Below are 14625 nucleotides of genomic sequence, written 5' to 3' on the forward strand. Positions count from 1 at the left end.
CTATGCCTGCGCCAGTTGGTCGAATTCGCCGATCTCTTCGATCGACAAGAAGTGACCGTTCGATCCCGAGTTGTATTCGAATCCTTGCTTGACCGGGCGCCCATTTTCACCGAGCGCGTTGCGACTGAAGTCGCGTGCGCCGGCACTGAACGTGATCGTCGGGCTCAGCACGTAGTGATCATCGAACTCGATCGTCAGATGCGAATCGTCTGCGGGGCACATGATTTCGTGCAGCTTCTCACCCGGACGAATCCCGACGATCTTCGTATCCATTTCCGGTGCGATGGCGCGAGCGAGATCGAGAATCCTGATCGACAGGATCTTCGGAACGAAAATCTCGCCGCCGTGCATCCGTTGGAAATTGGTGAGCACGAAATCAACGCCTTGCTGCAACGTTATCCAGAAGCGCGTCATATCGGGATGCGTAATTGGCAGCGCAGCCGCACCGGCCGTAACCAGTTGCTTGAAGAACGGTACGACGGAACCACGGGACCCGACCACATTCCCGTAGCGGACGACGGCGAACCGAGTCCGGTGACCGCCCGAGATGTTGTTGGCGGCAACGAAAAGCTTGTCAGAGGCGAGCTTTGTCGCGCCATAGAGGTTAATCGGATTCGCCGCCTTATCCGTTGACAAGGCGATCACCTTCTCGACGTTGTTCGCCAGTGCTGCGCGAATGACGTTCTCGGCACCGTGGATGTTCGTCTTGATGCATTCCATCGGGTTGTATTCCGCCGCGGGAACCTGCTTGAGGGCTGCGGCGTGAATGACGAAGTCCACGTTGTTCATTGCTTGCAAAAGACGGTCGAAGTCCCGCACATCGCCAATGAAATAGCGCATGCACGGAGCATTGAACTCTTGCTGCATCTCGAACTGCTTGAGTTCGTCTCGCGAAAAAATGATGAGACGCCGCGGCTTATAGCGCGCGAGGATCGTTTGGACGTATTTCTTGCCAAACGAGCCGGTACCGCCAGTGATGAGGATAGATTTATCGTTAAACATATTCTTCGAAATTTCAGAGTGATGCGGATTTATGCGAACTCACGGAAGTACCGGCAAAGCGCGAGCTTCGACGCGTACATGCTTCCGAATGCAGCGGTAAGAGCGATTGGGATCGCGAGGGACTCGAAATGCGGCGCGAGCAACGGTGCAGTTGCAATGAATACGACCATGCTGCTCAAATTCGCTGCGAGAATGGCCCGATCGCGCCGGGTCGCATACAGCACGTAATGTGGAATCATGCTCAATGAGAAGAGCACCACTGCCGAGAGGATCCAAAGGAACATTCCGAAATGCTCCGCATATATCGGCTTGTTCACTAACGCGAGAACTGGTTTGATTCCGATCAAGGCAATGAAACAGAGCCCGGTCATCGTGAACACTGTTGCGCGCGTCAACTGTCTGACCGCCGCGACGAACGCGGACTTGTCCTGACTTTGCGCGGCCTTGACGAGACACGGATACTGAAACGAGAAAACGGCGGAATCGAGAAACGCCTGTATGGCGCTGGCTACGGTCGCATAAAACGTGTACACGCCGAGCGTTTCCTCACCGGCGAAGTATCCCTGCAAATAGCGGTCGAACACGGACAGCCCGCGGATTGCCAGCGTTGCCAAGAGAAGAGGGATGCAGATCTTCATGCCTCGCCAAATCCACGGCCAGTCGACAGGCCGTCTTTGGGCTCCGGCCCATGGCAAGCCGCGAATGCATGTCAGGCCGAAGCAGACGGCGCAGAGATCTCCGCAAACCCAAGTGATAAGAACGGTGTCGACATTCCTGAGGGACGGCTCTGCGATCATCAATGCAATGCACACGAATACCCAAATTCCTCCTCTGAGAAATCCGAGAACCGTGGCGGCGACAGGGCGCGCTATCGCGACCAAAAGGCGACTCATTTCCTGCGCGACATGCTCGAGGACAACGAGCACGAGAAACCAGAGCGCCAGCCGTTCGGAGAATGCGTTCGACCACTTCAGTGTGAGATAGAACACCGGCAGCATCGTCACGTAACAGACCGCGAAGAACGCGGCCTGATTCCGCAATAAGGATGGCCAAACGGTCCGGTCGACGCGAAGCATCTCCCGGGTGCTGTAGGTGTAGAAATCCAGCCCGAGAATGAACAGCGCATAGCCAATCGTTGCAACGAGCACTCCGTACTGGCCGACCTCGATCAGCGTCAGAAACTTCGCCATGACGAGCAGCAGGACAAACTTGCTCGCCAGGGTCAGCACGCGCAGCGATACATTCGCGACTCTCATGAAACCGGGCGCGCGAAGCATCCCGTGGGCCGCTCGGGGTCCACTCGCCATGAGGCAATTGCGCAGATGCTCGACAGCACGCACCCTATTTAACCTCACGGGCTGCGTACTCCGAATACGCCCCATACGCCGTGCCGCTCGCCGGCGTAGCCACCACTTCCGGATGGTGCGCTGTATAGCGCTGCACGAGCTCAGCGCGCTTCTGCTCCAGTTCGACGATCTTCGACCGGTTTTCGACCACCGATTGTCGGGCGTGGAGCGCGACTAATTGGGAGGTTGCTGCATATCTTTCATTGCGGCTCGTTCAGCCTGTGAGTCCATTGCGAGATGCCGTGTCGAATCTGGGCGAAGGCGAGTTCGGACACGGTTCGATGGCGTCGATACGGGTCCATGACGTCCGCTTTGTCCTGTTCGCAAAGGCGAAATACCTTGCCGCGCGCCGATGGAAACGCGGCCTTCACCCAGTCGCACTGGGCCAGTGTCATGGTGAGGATCAGATCGGCGTCGCGCACGAGCGACGCGTCCAGTTGCCTCGCGACGTGCGAATCGAGCGCAATACCGTGTGCTTGCGCGAGTTCGCCGATGGCTGCGTCCACAGGCGCGCCAACGAGCGCAGCCGTCCCCGCCGACGTCAGCTCGACATCCGCAAGCTCATGCGCCAGCAACGCCGCCGCAACCGGACTCCGGCACACATTCCCTTCGCACACCATCAACACGGAGCGGATCATTTCGCGACCACTCCTGCCGTAAGCCCCGTGCTGATCAGCGGCATCAACAGGCTTATCACGCGGTTGAAGCGCACGAGCCCGTTGCCGTCGACATAAACGATGTCCTTCGGCTGCAGATCGAAATCCTTTGCGACGAGCATCGCGACCGGCGACCGGCTGTCGAGATGGAAGACTTCGGGCTTGCCGTCGCGCGAGCGGATAACGAACATCTGCGCGGTGTCCGCCGTGTTCGCGTTCACGCTGCCCACTTGCGACAGCGCATCTGCAAGCGACAGCGTGCCGTCGCGTCGCGGCACCGCCGAACCGGGCTTGCTGACTTCGCCCATCACGTAGACGCCCTTGTCCTCGCGCGAGGTCACGCGCAGCACGTCGCCCGCCTTGAGAAACAGTTTCGACGGATCGACGCCCTGCGCCAGCATCCGCGTCACATCGAGCCGATGCGGCACGCCATTGCGCACGAGCACGACATCGCTCTGATCGGCGCTATCGGAGAAGCCGCCCGCGTGCGCGATCGCGTCGTAAGAATTGAGCGGCACATCCGTCAACGAGAACGCACCGGGCGACCGCACTTCGCCATCGACATAAACCTGACGCGAACGGTACGACGCCATGCGAACCGTCACCTGCGGGTTCACGAAATAGCGGGACAGCGCGGAAGTCAGCCGCTCGCGGATTTGTTGCGTGCCGAGGCCCGCCACGTTGAGACTGCCCGCGTAAGGGAAAGCGAGCTTGCCGCTTTGATCGACGACGAAGCCCGCCGCCGGATCGCCTGGCTTCGATGGTCCCTGCGTCTGCGTGGAGCCGACGGCTTGCGCAAGCTCGGGGTGATCCCACACGACGATCTGCAAGACATCGCCCGGGCCGACCGTATAAGGTTGCGGCGCGGCGAACAACTGGCGCGTCTGCGCGTCCTGCCAGGCACTGCGCTTCTCCGCGAGGCTTCGCACGGTGGCGAGATCCAGCTCGGTGATCGGAATCTCGGGCGTCGCGGCCGTCGGCGCAACGGAGGACGCGCTGGGCTGCACGCCATCGTTTGTGTTCGGCCCGGTGAGCATCTGAAAGCCCGGTGCGGCCGCGCAAGCGCTCAGGATTGCTGCCAGCGCGATCGCAGCGCCAAGCCGCGGAGTGGAAGCGCGCCGCATTGCGTCGCAGGCGTGTTCAATCGAATACTTCATGGATGACCCTGCGCTTCAATAAGCGTTGTGATGAACGAAGCCCCGCACGATCCTCGCGAAGAGGATGCGTACATCGAAGGCCAACGACCAATTGCTGAGATAGAACAAATCGTGTTCGACGCGCTTTTGCATCTTCTCGATGGAATCCGTTTCGCCGCGCAGCCCGTTCACCTGTGCCCAGCCCGTGATGCCCGGCTTGATGCGATAGCGATGGATATCGCCGTCGACGATTTCCTGATACAGCGCGTCGTGCTCGATGGCATGCGGACGCGGCCCCACCACCGACATGTCGCCGCGCAGCACGTTGAGGAATTGCGGCAGTTCGTCGAGACTCGTGCGGCGCAACAGCGCGCCAAGGGGCGTGATTCGGGCATCGCCGCGCGTGGCCTGCTCGACCACGCCGTCGCCCGGCGCGTGAACGTGCATCGTGCGGAACTTGAAAATCTGAAAAGGCTCGCCCTTCGCTCCGTGGCGCCACTGCTTGAACATCACCGGACCCGGCGACGAGCACTTCACCGCAAGCGCAATGAGCAGGAACAGCGGCGAGATAGCGATCAGCGCGCACGTCGCGAAAGCACAGTCGAAGATCGCCTTGACGGCCAGCGCGCGATCCGTGAGCGGCGCTGCCACCAGATTGACGGCGAATGCCGTATCGACGTCGGCGGCGTCGTTGCGAAAGCGCGCGTGCTTGCCGACATCCGGAAGAAAGCGGATGTTCAGCAAGTCATTGCGGAAGATGTCGAGGAAGCGCAGAAGCGTCGCTTCATCGGTCAGCGGAAGCGCGAGCCATAGTTCGTCGATACGCTGCTCTCGCACGTAGGCGACGAACGGCTCCGTGTGGCAGAAGAGCCGGATGCCGTCGGTATTCGCCGCCGCTGCTTCGTTCAGATCGAACCGTGCGTCGATGCGATACACGGAATCGCGCCTGGCGAGAAAGCGCTGCAGGAACGCATCGCAGTGATCGCCGCGTCCGACGAGGGCAACCGAGCGCGTTCGAACACGTCGAGCGCGAATCATTCGGACAACGAAGCGGCATGACGTCACACCCGCGAACGTCGACGACGACCAGCAGGCGAACCATATGAGCGATGGCTGAAACTCGCGATGCATCGACATCGCGGCGAACGTCGCGAGGGCTTCGCAAAGCGTCCACGCGAGCGCCGGCCCGAGAATGCCGGCGACAGTCCCGCTGCACTGCTGACTGCGCACGGATTGGCCCGCCCAGGCGAGCAACACGGCGAACGCCGCGGCGGCGCTCACATAGCCGGCCTCGAAGGACGCGCCGAACACGCGATACGCAAAAAGCGCGCTTCCGAGAGCGACGAACGCTTCGCACAGACGCAGCGGCACGTCGCGGCCAGGAGGCCGCTCCAACAACAGAGAATATCTCGACAATCGCATGACCCGACCGACGGTGATACCGGGGCACCGAACCGCCGCCCGATAAAGGCAGCAGTCCACCGGACCATCGGCTATTTCGACCTGAATATAAGGTCGCCATACTCGTGCTGCGAGACTGTTGTGCTCGCATGCCGGTCAGCGACTCCCTTTTGTAAGGCGGCGCAGTTCAACTGCGTCACGACCCGAAAGGGGCGAAGTCTCCGTTAAGCACCGGCATGCAGGAATCGGATAGGTCTGAATTCAAGAGGCGCATAAAAGCGCGCGGACGACGAGAGGAGAGACGAGGCGGGAGGCGGCGTGTGCGGTCACACGAGGGCAGGGGTGACGCATCGCCATGTCGCGGTGGCGCGCGATGTAGGATAAATCGTGGAGGAACGGCGCGTGCAAACTTGTCGACACGCGCCGCTCGCTAATGCAGCTTTAGATGAACATCAGCCAGTTCAACAAGAAGATATTCACGACCAGCAACGTCAACGCAGTCGGCACCTGCACCTTGATGACCGCGTTCTTGTCGGGCAACTCCAGCAGCGCCGCCGGCACGATGTTGAAGTTCGCCGCCATCGGCGTCATCAGCGTGCCGCAATAGCCGGAGAACATGCCGATCGCGACCATCGTCGCCGGATTGCCGTGAAAGACGCCAACGAGAATCGGCACGCCAACGCCGCCCGTCATCACCGGGAACGCGGCGAAGCCGTTGCCCATCACCATCGTGAACAGCGCCATGCCGATGCAGTACACCGCCACCGCGACGAGCCTGTAATCGAGATTTACGTAAGCCGTCGTGACGTGCGCGACTGCCTTGCCGACGCCCGCGTCGGAGAACACGAGCCCGAGCATGCCGAGCATCTGCGGCAGCACGGCGGCCCACGACAGCGCATCGATCAGGCGGCGCGCTTCGCGCATCGACTGGCCGACGGTATCGCGCGTCATCACGCACGCGACCGCCAGCGCGATCACACAGCCGATGCCGAAGCCGATCAGCGTCACGTTCTTCAACTCGATGAGCGGCCTGCCACCGAACACGAGATGACTCGCTCCGAGCGTCAGGATGACGGTGACGACGGGAATCGTCAGCGCGGGCACGAAGAGCTTGTTGCCGAGACGCATGGCGCTCTGGCGGCGCGTTTCATCGGAGAGCATCTTCGGCTTCGCGCCGGTGACGCCGCCAAGACCCGCAATCAGCGCCATCGCCACGACCAGCACGCCGACGACCGATGGCGGCAGCCAGTCGCCGATGAGGAAAATCAGCGCATACACGAGCCAGAACACGCCCGTTGTCAGCCGGCGCGGATGCGACTTGTCGGTGAGGATCATGCCCGCGACGACCACGAGCACGATGCCGACCAGATAGAAGAGATAGTTGATCGTCAGCGTCATGCTTTTTCTCCGGCGACGTTGCGGGTGAGCGCATCGAGTTCGCGCGTCAGTTGACGGTCGAGCAGCCAGAGGCGAAAGCCATGAATCAGGAACGCGCAGATGGCGGTCGGGATGCCCCAGACGGCCACGTGCATGGGCTCGACGATGATGCCCGCTTCCTTCAGGAACGTGACCATCAGCACGATCGCGCCGAACGCCACGAAGATGTCCTCGCCGAAGAACAGGCCGACGTTATCGGTCGCGGCCGAGTACGCGCGCAACTTGTAGCGCACGGCATCGGACAGCTTGCCGTAGCGCGCTTCCGTCGCGCCTTCCGCCATCGGCGCGAGCAGCGGCCGGACCATCTGCGGATGACCGCCGAGGCCCGTCAGGCCGACCGCCGCCGTCAGTTCGCGCACCAGCAGATAGACGATCAGCAGACGTCCGGCCGTCGCCGCGCGAATGCCCGAGATCCAGATTTGCGCGCGTTCGCGCAGCCCGTGCCGCTCCAGCAAGCCGATCACCGCAAGCGGCAACAGGATGATGAGCGGGATGTTGCGCGTCTTCAGAAAGCCGGTGCCGATGGCGCTCAGAATGCGCTCCGGCGGGAAGTGCGCCGCGAATCCGGTGATGATCGCGGCGGCGGCGACGATCAGCATCGGATTGAAGCGCAGCACGAAGCCCACGATGATGACGGCCACGCCGATGAGCGGCCATAAACTGACTGGGGTTGCCATGAGATCTCCAAACGAACATGGATGAAAACACCGCGCCTCGAACCGGGCGCGTGGTGACTGCGCGGCTCTCCTGGCCGCTTGCTAAAACGCCCCGGCGGTGCGGGGCGTTCAGTGCTCGGTTACGTCGCTCAGGCGGCGCGGGCGGCGCGCACGCCAATGCCCGCGACAGCCAGTGCGCCGCGAATGCGCCGTGCGAACGCGAGCGCGTGTTCGCCATCGCCATGCAGGCAGATCGTCTGCGCATTCAACGGCACCCATTCGCCCGATACGGCCTGCACGCGCTGCTCGCGCACCATCGACAGCGTGCGGTCGAGCACGGCGTCTTCGTCGTCGAGCAATGCGCCCGGCTCCTTGCGCGGCACGAGCGAACCATCGGCGCGATAGCCGCGATCCGCGAACACTTCTTCGATTGCGCCGAGGCCCGCGCGCTTCGCGGCATCGACGAGACCGCTGTTCGCGAGGCCGAAGATCAGCAGCGTCGGATCGAAGTCGCGCACGGCGGCGACGATGGCATCGGCGATTTGCGGCGTTTTCGCCGCCTGGTTGTACAGCGCGCCGTGCGGCTTCACGTGCGCGATGCGCCCGCCTTCCGCTTTCGCGATCGCAGCCAGCGCGCCGAGCTGATACAGCACGCCCGCGTAGATCTCTTCGGGCGGCAGGTCCATTTCCTTGCGGCCGAAGTTCTCGGGATCGTTGAAGCTCGGGTGCGCGCCGATCGCCACGCCTTTCGCCACCGCCCAGCGCACGCAGTCGCGCATCGCGGTGGCGCCGCCCGCATGCCAGCCGCACGCGATGTTCGCGGAACTCACGAGGTCGAGCAGCGCTTCGTCCGAGCCGCAGCCTTCGCCGAGGTCGGCGTTGAGATCGATTTCCATGTTAGTCGTCGATGTAGTCGTTTGGTTTGTCTGTTATCGCGCGATGCGTTCTTCGTGCATCGCGATGGCTGTTTCCACCTGTTTTACATACTGCCGTTCTTCAGCCAGCGCGTGGCGCGCTTCCTCCACCGATGTCTCGATGAAGCGCACGCCTCCGTTCAGCCGCGCCTGCGCGAGCTTCCACAAGTCCGCGCGAATGACTGCGCCGATCTTCGGATAGCCGCCCGTGGTCTGGGCATCGCCCATCAGGATGATCGGCTGTCCGTTCGGCGGCACCTGAATCGTGCCGGGCAAGACCGCGTGTGACAGCAGTTCGGTCTTGTCGCGGCGCTCGAGCGCCGTGCCCGCGAGCCGGAAACCCATGCGGTTGCTGTTCGGCGTGATCGTCCATTCCTCGTTCCAGAAGTCGTCGTGAGCCTTGTCGCCGAAGCTCGCATATTCCGGACCGCGCAGCACGCGGATCGGCGCGGCCCACGCGAGGCCGGGCGCGTGGCGGCCGCGGCGCACGGGTTCATCGACGAGAACGAACTTGCACCACGCGGGCGCCTTGACGCCGAAGGCCGGTTCCTCCGGCGAAAACGCGATGCCCTTGTGCGGTTGCGGCACGCCTGCCGGCAAGCGGTCGCCGTCACGCAACGCGCGCCCGCCGAGCCCGCCGAAGCACGCGCCGAGGTCGGTGCTGCGCGAGCCGAGCATCGGCAGCACATCGATGCCGCCCGCGATGCACACGTAGCCGCGCATGCCGCGCTTCGCCGCGCGCAGCGTCAGTTCCTGGCCCGCGCGCACCGGAAGGCTCCACCACGAATAGACCGGCACGTCGTCGAGCGTCGCGCCGAAGTCGGTGCCCGTGATGGCGATGCGCGTCGCGCGCTTGAAGCGCAGCACCGTCGGCCCGAACGTCACCTCGATGCCCGCCGCATCTGGCCGGTTGCCGACGAGTCGATTGCCGATTTCGAGCGACAGCGCATCCAGCGCACCGCCCGAACTGACGCCGAGATGGCGGTATCCGTGGCGGCCGAGATCCTGCACCGTGGACAGCACGCCTGCGCGAATCACGTCGATCATGCGCGCACCTCCAGCGCCGTGAAGCGCACGCGGTCGCCGGGCTGCATCAGCGTCGGCGGATTGCGCGACGGATCGAAAAGCCTGAGTTCGGTGCGGCCGAGCAGTTGCCATCCTCCCGGCGATGCAGCCGGATAGATGCCCGTCTGCGCCCCGCCGATGCCCACCGATCCGGTCGGCACTTCGAGGCGCGGCTCGCGGCGGCGCGGCATGTGCAACGCGGGATCGAGCCCGCCGAGATACGCGAAGCCCGGCTGAAAGCCCAGGAAGAACACGATGTATTCCGCTTCGGTGTGACGCTTCACGACTTCATCGATGGACAAGCCCGCGTGCTTCGCCAGTTCCGCGAGATCGGGGCCGTCCTCGCCGCCGTAGCGCACCGGAATCTCGATCGTGCTGCCGGGCGCATCGGCGCTGCCGGCGGCGTCCCATCCGGCTTCGAGTTGCGCGGCGAGGCTTTCGTAGTCGGCGTCGAGCGGATCGAAGACGATCGTCAGATTGTTCATGCCGGGCACGACTTCGACGACATGCGGCATCAGGCGCGCACGCTCGGCGAGCGCCCAGATGCGTCGCTGGCAGTCGATCGTGGCGGGCGGCGCGGCTTCGCAAACAAGCGCGCAGTCGCCCAGCGGATGGATTCGTGGTGATGTCATGGCTTCCAGTCTTGCGTCGGCACGGAGGGCGGAGAACGCGTTTCTCTTCGCCGCACCGTGCATACGATGTTACATTGTCAATAAATTATCAAGAAGTTATCAATACGCGTTTGTCTGGAGTGTGGCGCAAGCGGGTTCCGCTAGACTCCGGTTCAACTCAAATGGTCATTGCCATGTCGCGTCATCCTGCCAAGATCGTGTCGTCTGAGCACCTCGTCTCCGAAACCAGCGCGGAACTTTCCGAGTTCGAATATGCGCTCATCATGGCGAGCAATGCGTTCAATCGATGGATGGTGCGCTGCATGTCCGCAGCCGGCGCGAAAGACATGACGGCGGTGGAAGTGTCGCTGCTGCATCATGTGAATCATCGGGATCGCAAGAAGAAGCTCGCGGATATCTGCTTCGTGCTGAATATAGAGGACACGCACGTCGCGACTTATGCGCTGAAAAAGCTCGTGGCGCGCGGCTACGTGGCGAGCGAAAAGGCCGGCAAGGAAGTGTTCTTCTCCGCGACGCCGGCGGGGCGTGAGCTGTGCGGGAAGTATCGCGAAGTGCGCGAGAGCTGCCTGATCTCGGCGCTGCGCGAAAGCGGATTGACGAACGAGCAGATCGGCGAGGCCGCGCAATTGATGCGCAACGCATCCGGCCTCTACGACACCGCCGCGCGCGCGGCGGCATCGCTTTGAACGAGGCCGGCCATCAGTAAAGCGCCGCTTCGGTGACGATTGCATCGAGCGGCATGTCGTGCATTTCGCGCGGCAACGCATCGAGCCTGCCCGCTTCGTACGCAATGCCGATCGTGACCGGCTTGCGCGCGGCCGGCCACGCGGCGAGCGTGCGGTCGTAATAGCCGCCGCCGTATCCCAGCCGATAACGGTCCGCATCGAAACCGACGCACGGCACCAGCAACAATTCCGGCACCACGACGCGCTCTTCCTCCGGCACGGGAATTCGATAACGGCCGGCCTTCATCGGCGAATCTGCGCGCCAGGCGTGAAAGGCCATCGGCGCGTGAGGCTGCACGACGACGGGCAACGCAGCCTCGCGTGCATCGCCGGCATTGCCCGATGCGAGCCAGTCGGTCAACACGACGCGGGCATCGAACTCACCGGCCACCGGCCAATAAAAGCCGATGCATCTGACCGGGCGTGCTTCGAGCAACGCGCGAAGCCGCTCGCCGAGCGCGGCATCGGCGAGCGCCCGCGACGGCTCTTCCTGCTGCGCTTCGCGCCTTGCCAGCAGCGTCGCGCGCAAGGTGCTTTTGGGTTCCGCGCAAACGTTGCGTGCTATGCTTTGGACCGATCTTTGGACCACCTCGCGCTCCAGTAATAACGATGTCAAAACGCCTCAACCGAGTATATCTTGCGGCCGGCTACGCCCTTGCCGCCGCTACGCTGGTCGCATGCGGAACGGCCACCGCCGTCCCGCCGGACGCGGACTTTTCTCCGTCCTCCGACGATCGCATTTTCATGCAATTGCGCGAGGCGTCACGTGCGAACGATGCGGGCCGCGCGGCTTTGCTCGCCTCGCAGATTCCGAACTATCCGGCGCCTGGCTATATCGACTATTTCACGATCAAGCCGCAGCTTTTCGATGCGCAAGGCCACGCGCGCCCCGACGCGCCGGACGCACCCGTGCTCTCGTTCCTGCAGCGTTACGACGGTCAGGCCATTGCCGACCGCATGCGCAACGACTATCTCGTCGTGCTCGGCGGCCGTCACGACTGGCGCAACTTCCAGGAGCAGTATTCCCGTTTCGTGCTCAACGACGACACGCAGGTCAAATGCTATGCGCTCGAAGCGCGCATGTCGCGCGGCGAGCATGTTGCGGATGCGGCGCGCGCACTGCTCGTCGATCCGAAATCGTACGGCGACGGCTGCGTCGATCTGATCGCTGCGCTCGCGGAGTCCGGCCAGTTCACGAGCGACGACATCTGGCAGCAAATCCGCCTCGCCTATGAGCAGAACTACACGACGACCGGCGCGAATATCGTCGATGCGCTCGGTCAGGAAAGGCCGAAGCCCGAACTGCTCGATAACGCCGTCAACAAGCCGCCGCTTTATCTGGCGCGCGGCGTCATGCCGAACACGCCGGCGCATCAGCTGACGCTGCTCGCCGTCACGCGCCTCGCCCGCAACGATCCGGCGATGGCCGCCGCCACGTTCAGTTCCGTCGCGCCGAGCCTGACGGCCGCCGAGCGCGCCGTGGGCTGGGGCACCATCGGCTATCAGGCGGCGCTGAAGCGCATGCCGGCGGCGGCGGACTGGTATCGGCTGTCGGCGAATGCGCAGTTGTCGAATCCGGCGTACGAATGGCGCACGCGCAGTGCGCTACTCGCCGGCGACTGGAACATGGTGCGCTGGTCGGTCGAGCAAATGCCGCCGACGCTGCGCAGCCAGCCTTCGTGGACCTACTGGCACGCGCGCGCCGTCAAGCAGGCCGGCGATACCGCCACGGCGAATCAGGAATTTCAGAGCATCGCGGATCAATACAACTTCTACGGCCAGCTCGCGCTCGAAGAGCTGGGGCAGAAGATCACGCTGCCGCCGCGCACGACCGTATCGGATGCGGAAATCGCGCAGATGCAGTCGGTGCCGGGCTTCGCGCTGTCGCAGCGTTTCTACGCGCTCAATCTGCGGCTCGAAGGCAATCGCGAATGGAACTGGCCGCTGCGCACGATGACCGACCGGCAACTGATCGCCGCCGCGCAGTACGCGAAGCGCATCGAACTGTTCGACCGCACCGTCAATACCGCCGACAAGACGAAGACCGAACACGATTTCTCGCTGCGCTATCTGTCGCCGTTCCGCGAGATCGTCGAGCGCGATGCACAGAACACCGGGCTCGATATCGAATGGGCGTACGGGCTGATTCGGCAGGAGTCGCGCTTCATCATCAACGCGCGGTCGGAAGTCGGCGCGGGCGGCTTGATGCAACTGATGCCCGGCACGGCGCAACTCGTCGCGAAGAAGATCGGTCTCGGGACGGTGTCGCGCGCGCAGATGAACGACATCAACACGAACATCCTGCTCGGCACGAATTACCTGTCGATGATCTACAATCAATTCGACAACTCGCCCGTGCTCGCCACCGCTGGCTATAACGCCGGTCCCGGACGGCCGAAGCAATGGCGGCAGGATTTGCGGGCGCCCGTCGAGGGCGCGGTTTTTGCTGAAACCATTCCGTTTTCCGAGACGCGCGATTACGTGAAGAACGTGCTGTCGAACACCGTGTATTACGCGGCGTTGTTCGAAGGCCGTCCGCAATCGCTGAAGGCGCGGTTAGGTTATATCGCGCCGTAAGCGCATTCACACGACGCCGCGCGTTCCGACACGCGCGGCGGCTCGTCTTCGTATCCGTCCGCGCATTCGTCAGCCGCAACCGGCAAGCCGTGATATCCAAGAGGCGAACATGCGACATCAAAACGTAGCGCTCATCGGCGGTTCCGGCTTTATCGGGAGCCATCTCGTCAACGCGCTCGTCGATCTCGGCAAGAACGTGCGCATCGCCACGCGGCGGCGCTCGAACGCCGCGCATCTGACGCTGCTTCACGTCGATGTCCTCGAAACCGACGTGCACGATCCCGTGAAACTCGCCGCGTTCGTTGCGGAAGCGGATGCGGTCATCAATCTCGTCGGCGTGCTGCATGGAAGACGCGGCGATCCCTACGGCCCGGAGTTCGCGCGTGCGCACGTGGAGTTGCCGCGCAAGATCGTCGCCGCGTGCGAGGCGAAGGGCGTGCGCAGATTGATCCACATGAGCGCTATCGGCGCGGATGCAGAAGGCCCGAGCATGTATCTGCGCTCGAAGGGCGACGGCGAGAAGCTGGTCCGCGAGTCGGGCCTCGACTGGACGATCTTCCGCAGTTCCGTCGTCTTCGGCCCCGAGGACAATCTGCTGAATCAGTTTGCGTTCCTTCAGCGCATCTTTCCGGTGATCCCGCTCGCTTGCGCCGATGCGCAGTTCCAGCCGGTGTTCGTCGGCGATGTCGCGAAGGCCATCGTGAACGTGCTCGATCTCGATGCCGCCAACCGCATGACCTACGAACTCGCGGGTCCGGGCGTGTACACGCTCGCCGAACTGGTCCGCTTCGCGGGCGCGACGATCGGACGGCGTGCGCGCATCATCAAGCTGCCCGACAGCCTTGGCCGCCTGCAGGCGATGACGCTCGAAATGGCGCCCGGCGAACCGCTGATGTCGCGCGACAATCTCGATTCGATGCGCACGCCGAGCATCGCGAGCGGACCGCTTGCGCCGGAACTGGGCATCGGCGAGCCGGCGAGCATCGAGGCGATCGCGCCGCTGTATCTCACGGGCAACTCGCCGCGCTCGCGCTTCAATACTTTCCGCGCCACGGCGCATCGTTGATTTCGGAGCCGC

The 14625-nt window shown here is 63.3% G+C and carries 14 protein-coding genes; 3 read left to right on the plus strand and 11 right to left on the minus strand.

Annotated elements, in window-relative coordinates:
- The 10 genes from pseB to pxpB all read right to left on the minus strand — a co-directional run bounded on the left by pseB (window position 1) and on the right by pxpB (window position 10245).
- On the minus strand, window positions 1–1002 hold the full coding sequence (gene pseB, locus LDZ21_RS00845) for a UDP-N-acetylglucosamine 4,6-dehydratase (inverting) (protein ID WP_244793832.1): 1002 nt from the start codon (window positions 1000–1002) through the stop codon (window positions 1–3).
- 29 nt (window positions 1003–1031) lie between these two features.
- On the minus strand, window positions 1032–2258 hold the full coding sequence (locus tag LDZ21_RS00850) for a lipopolysaccharide biosynthesis protein (protein ID WP_244793833.1): 1227 nt from the start codon (window positions 2256–2258) through the stop codon (window positions 1032–1034).
- Between the two features lie 290 nt (window positions 2259–2548).
- Window positions 2549–2986: an arsenate reductase/protein-tyrosine-phosphatase family protein gene (locus LDZ21_RS00855; protein WP_244793834.1), complete on the minus strand. Its 438-nt coding sequence runs from the start codon at window positions 2984–2986 to the stop codon at window positions 2549–2551.
- Window positions 2983–4161, minus strand: coding sequence for a polysaccharide biosynthesis/export family protein (locus LDZ21_RS00860; RefSeq protein ID WP_309774164.1), 1179 nt, complete (start codon window positions 4159–4161; stop codon window positions 2983–2985). The genes LDZ21_RS00855 and LDZ21_RS00860 overlap by 4 nt, the downstream gene beginning before the upstream one ends.
- Window positions 4162–4176: 15 nt before the next feature.
- A complete protein-coding gene (locus tag LDZ21_RS00865) occupies window positions 4177–5511 on the minus strand; it encodes an undecaprenyl-phosphate glucose phosphotransferase (protein WP_244793835.1) in 1335 nt (444 codons plus the stop codon).
- Between the two features lie 471 nt (window positions 5512–5982).
- Complete coding sequence (locus LDZ21_RS00870; RefSeq protein ID WP_244793836.1) at window positions 5983–6939, minus strand: DUF979 domain-containing protein; 957 nt, start codon at window positions 6937–6939, stop codon at window positions 5983–5985.
- Window positions 6936–7655 carry a DUF969 domain-containing protein gene (locus LDZ21_RS00875; protein WP_035962291.1) on the minus strand — a complete coding sequence of 240 codons (720 nt, stop codon included), beginning with the start codon at window positions 7653–7655 and terminating at the stop codon, window positions 6936–6938. The genes LDZ21_RS00870 and LDZ21_RS00875 overlap by 4 nt, the downstream gene beginning before the upstream one ends.
- 128 nt (window positions 7656–7783) lie before the next feature.
- Entirely contained in the window at window positions 7784–8530 is a 747-nt protein-coding gene (gene pxpA / locus LDZ21_RS00880) for a 5-oxoprolinase subunit PxpA (RefSeq protein ID WP_035962293.1), read from the minus strand.
- Window positions 8531–8563: 33 nt separating this feature from the next.
- Complete coding sequence (locus tag LDZ21_RS00885) at window positions 8564–9595, minus strand: 5-oxoprolinase subunit C family protein (protein WP_244793837.1); 1032 nt, start codon at window positions 9593–9595, stop codon at window positions 8564–8566.
- On the minus strand, window positions 9592–10245 hold the full coding sequence (pxpB, locus tag LDZ21_RS00890) for a 5-oxoprolinase subunit PxpB (protein WP_244793838.1): 654 nt from the start codon (window positions 10243–10245) through the stop codon (window positions 9592–9594). The genes LDZ21_RS00885 and pxpB overlap by 4 nt, the downstream gene beginning before the upstream one ends.
- A 173-nt stretch (window positions 10246–10418) precedes the next feature.
- On the opposite strand from pxpB, the gene LDZ21_RS00895 reads away from it, so the two are divergent.
- Window positions 10419–10931, plus strand: coding sequence for a winged helix DNA-binding protein (locus tag LDZ21_RS00895; RefSeq protein ID WP_035962437.1), 513 nt, complete (start codon window positions 10419–10421; stop codon window positions 10929–10931).
- A gap of 13 nt (window positions 10932–10944) precedes the next feature.
- Here LDZ21_RS00895 and LDZ21_RS00900 read toward each other — a convergent pair whose 3' ends face one another.
- Complete coding sequence (locus tag LDZ21_RS00900) at window positions 10945–11571, minus strand: 5-formyltetrahydrofolate cyclo-ligase (RefSeq protein ID WP_404980570.1); 627 nt, start codon at window positions 11569–11571, stop codon at window positions 10945–10947.
- Between the two features lie 8 nt (window positions 11572–11579).
- On the opposite strand from LDZ21_RS00900, the gene LDZ21_RS00905 reads away from it, so the two are divergent.
- Complete coding sequence (locus LDZ21_RS00905) at window positions 11580–13547, plus strand: lytic transglycosylase domain-containing protein (protein ID WP_244793840.1); 1968 nt, start codon at window positions 11580–11582, stop codon at window positions 13545–13547.
- Window positions 13548–13656: 109 nt separating this feature from the next.
- Complete coding sequence (locus LDZ21_RS00910; RefSeq protein WP_244793841.1) at window positions 13657–14613, plus strand: complex I NDUFA9 subunit family protein; 957 nt, start codon at window positions 13657–13659, stop codon at window positions 14611–14613.
- Window positions 14614–14625 lie beyond the last annotated feature (12 nt).

It is taken from the genome of Caballeronia grimmiae, from assembly GCF_022879615.1.
GTDB classification, from domain to species: domain Bacteria; phylum Pseudomonadota; class Gammaproteobacteria; order Burkholderiales; family Burkholderiaceae; genus Caballeronia; species Caballeronia grimmiae.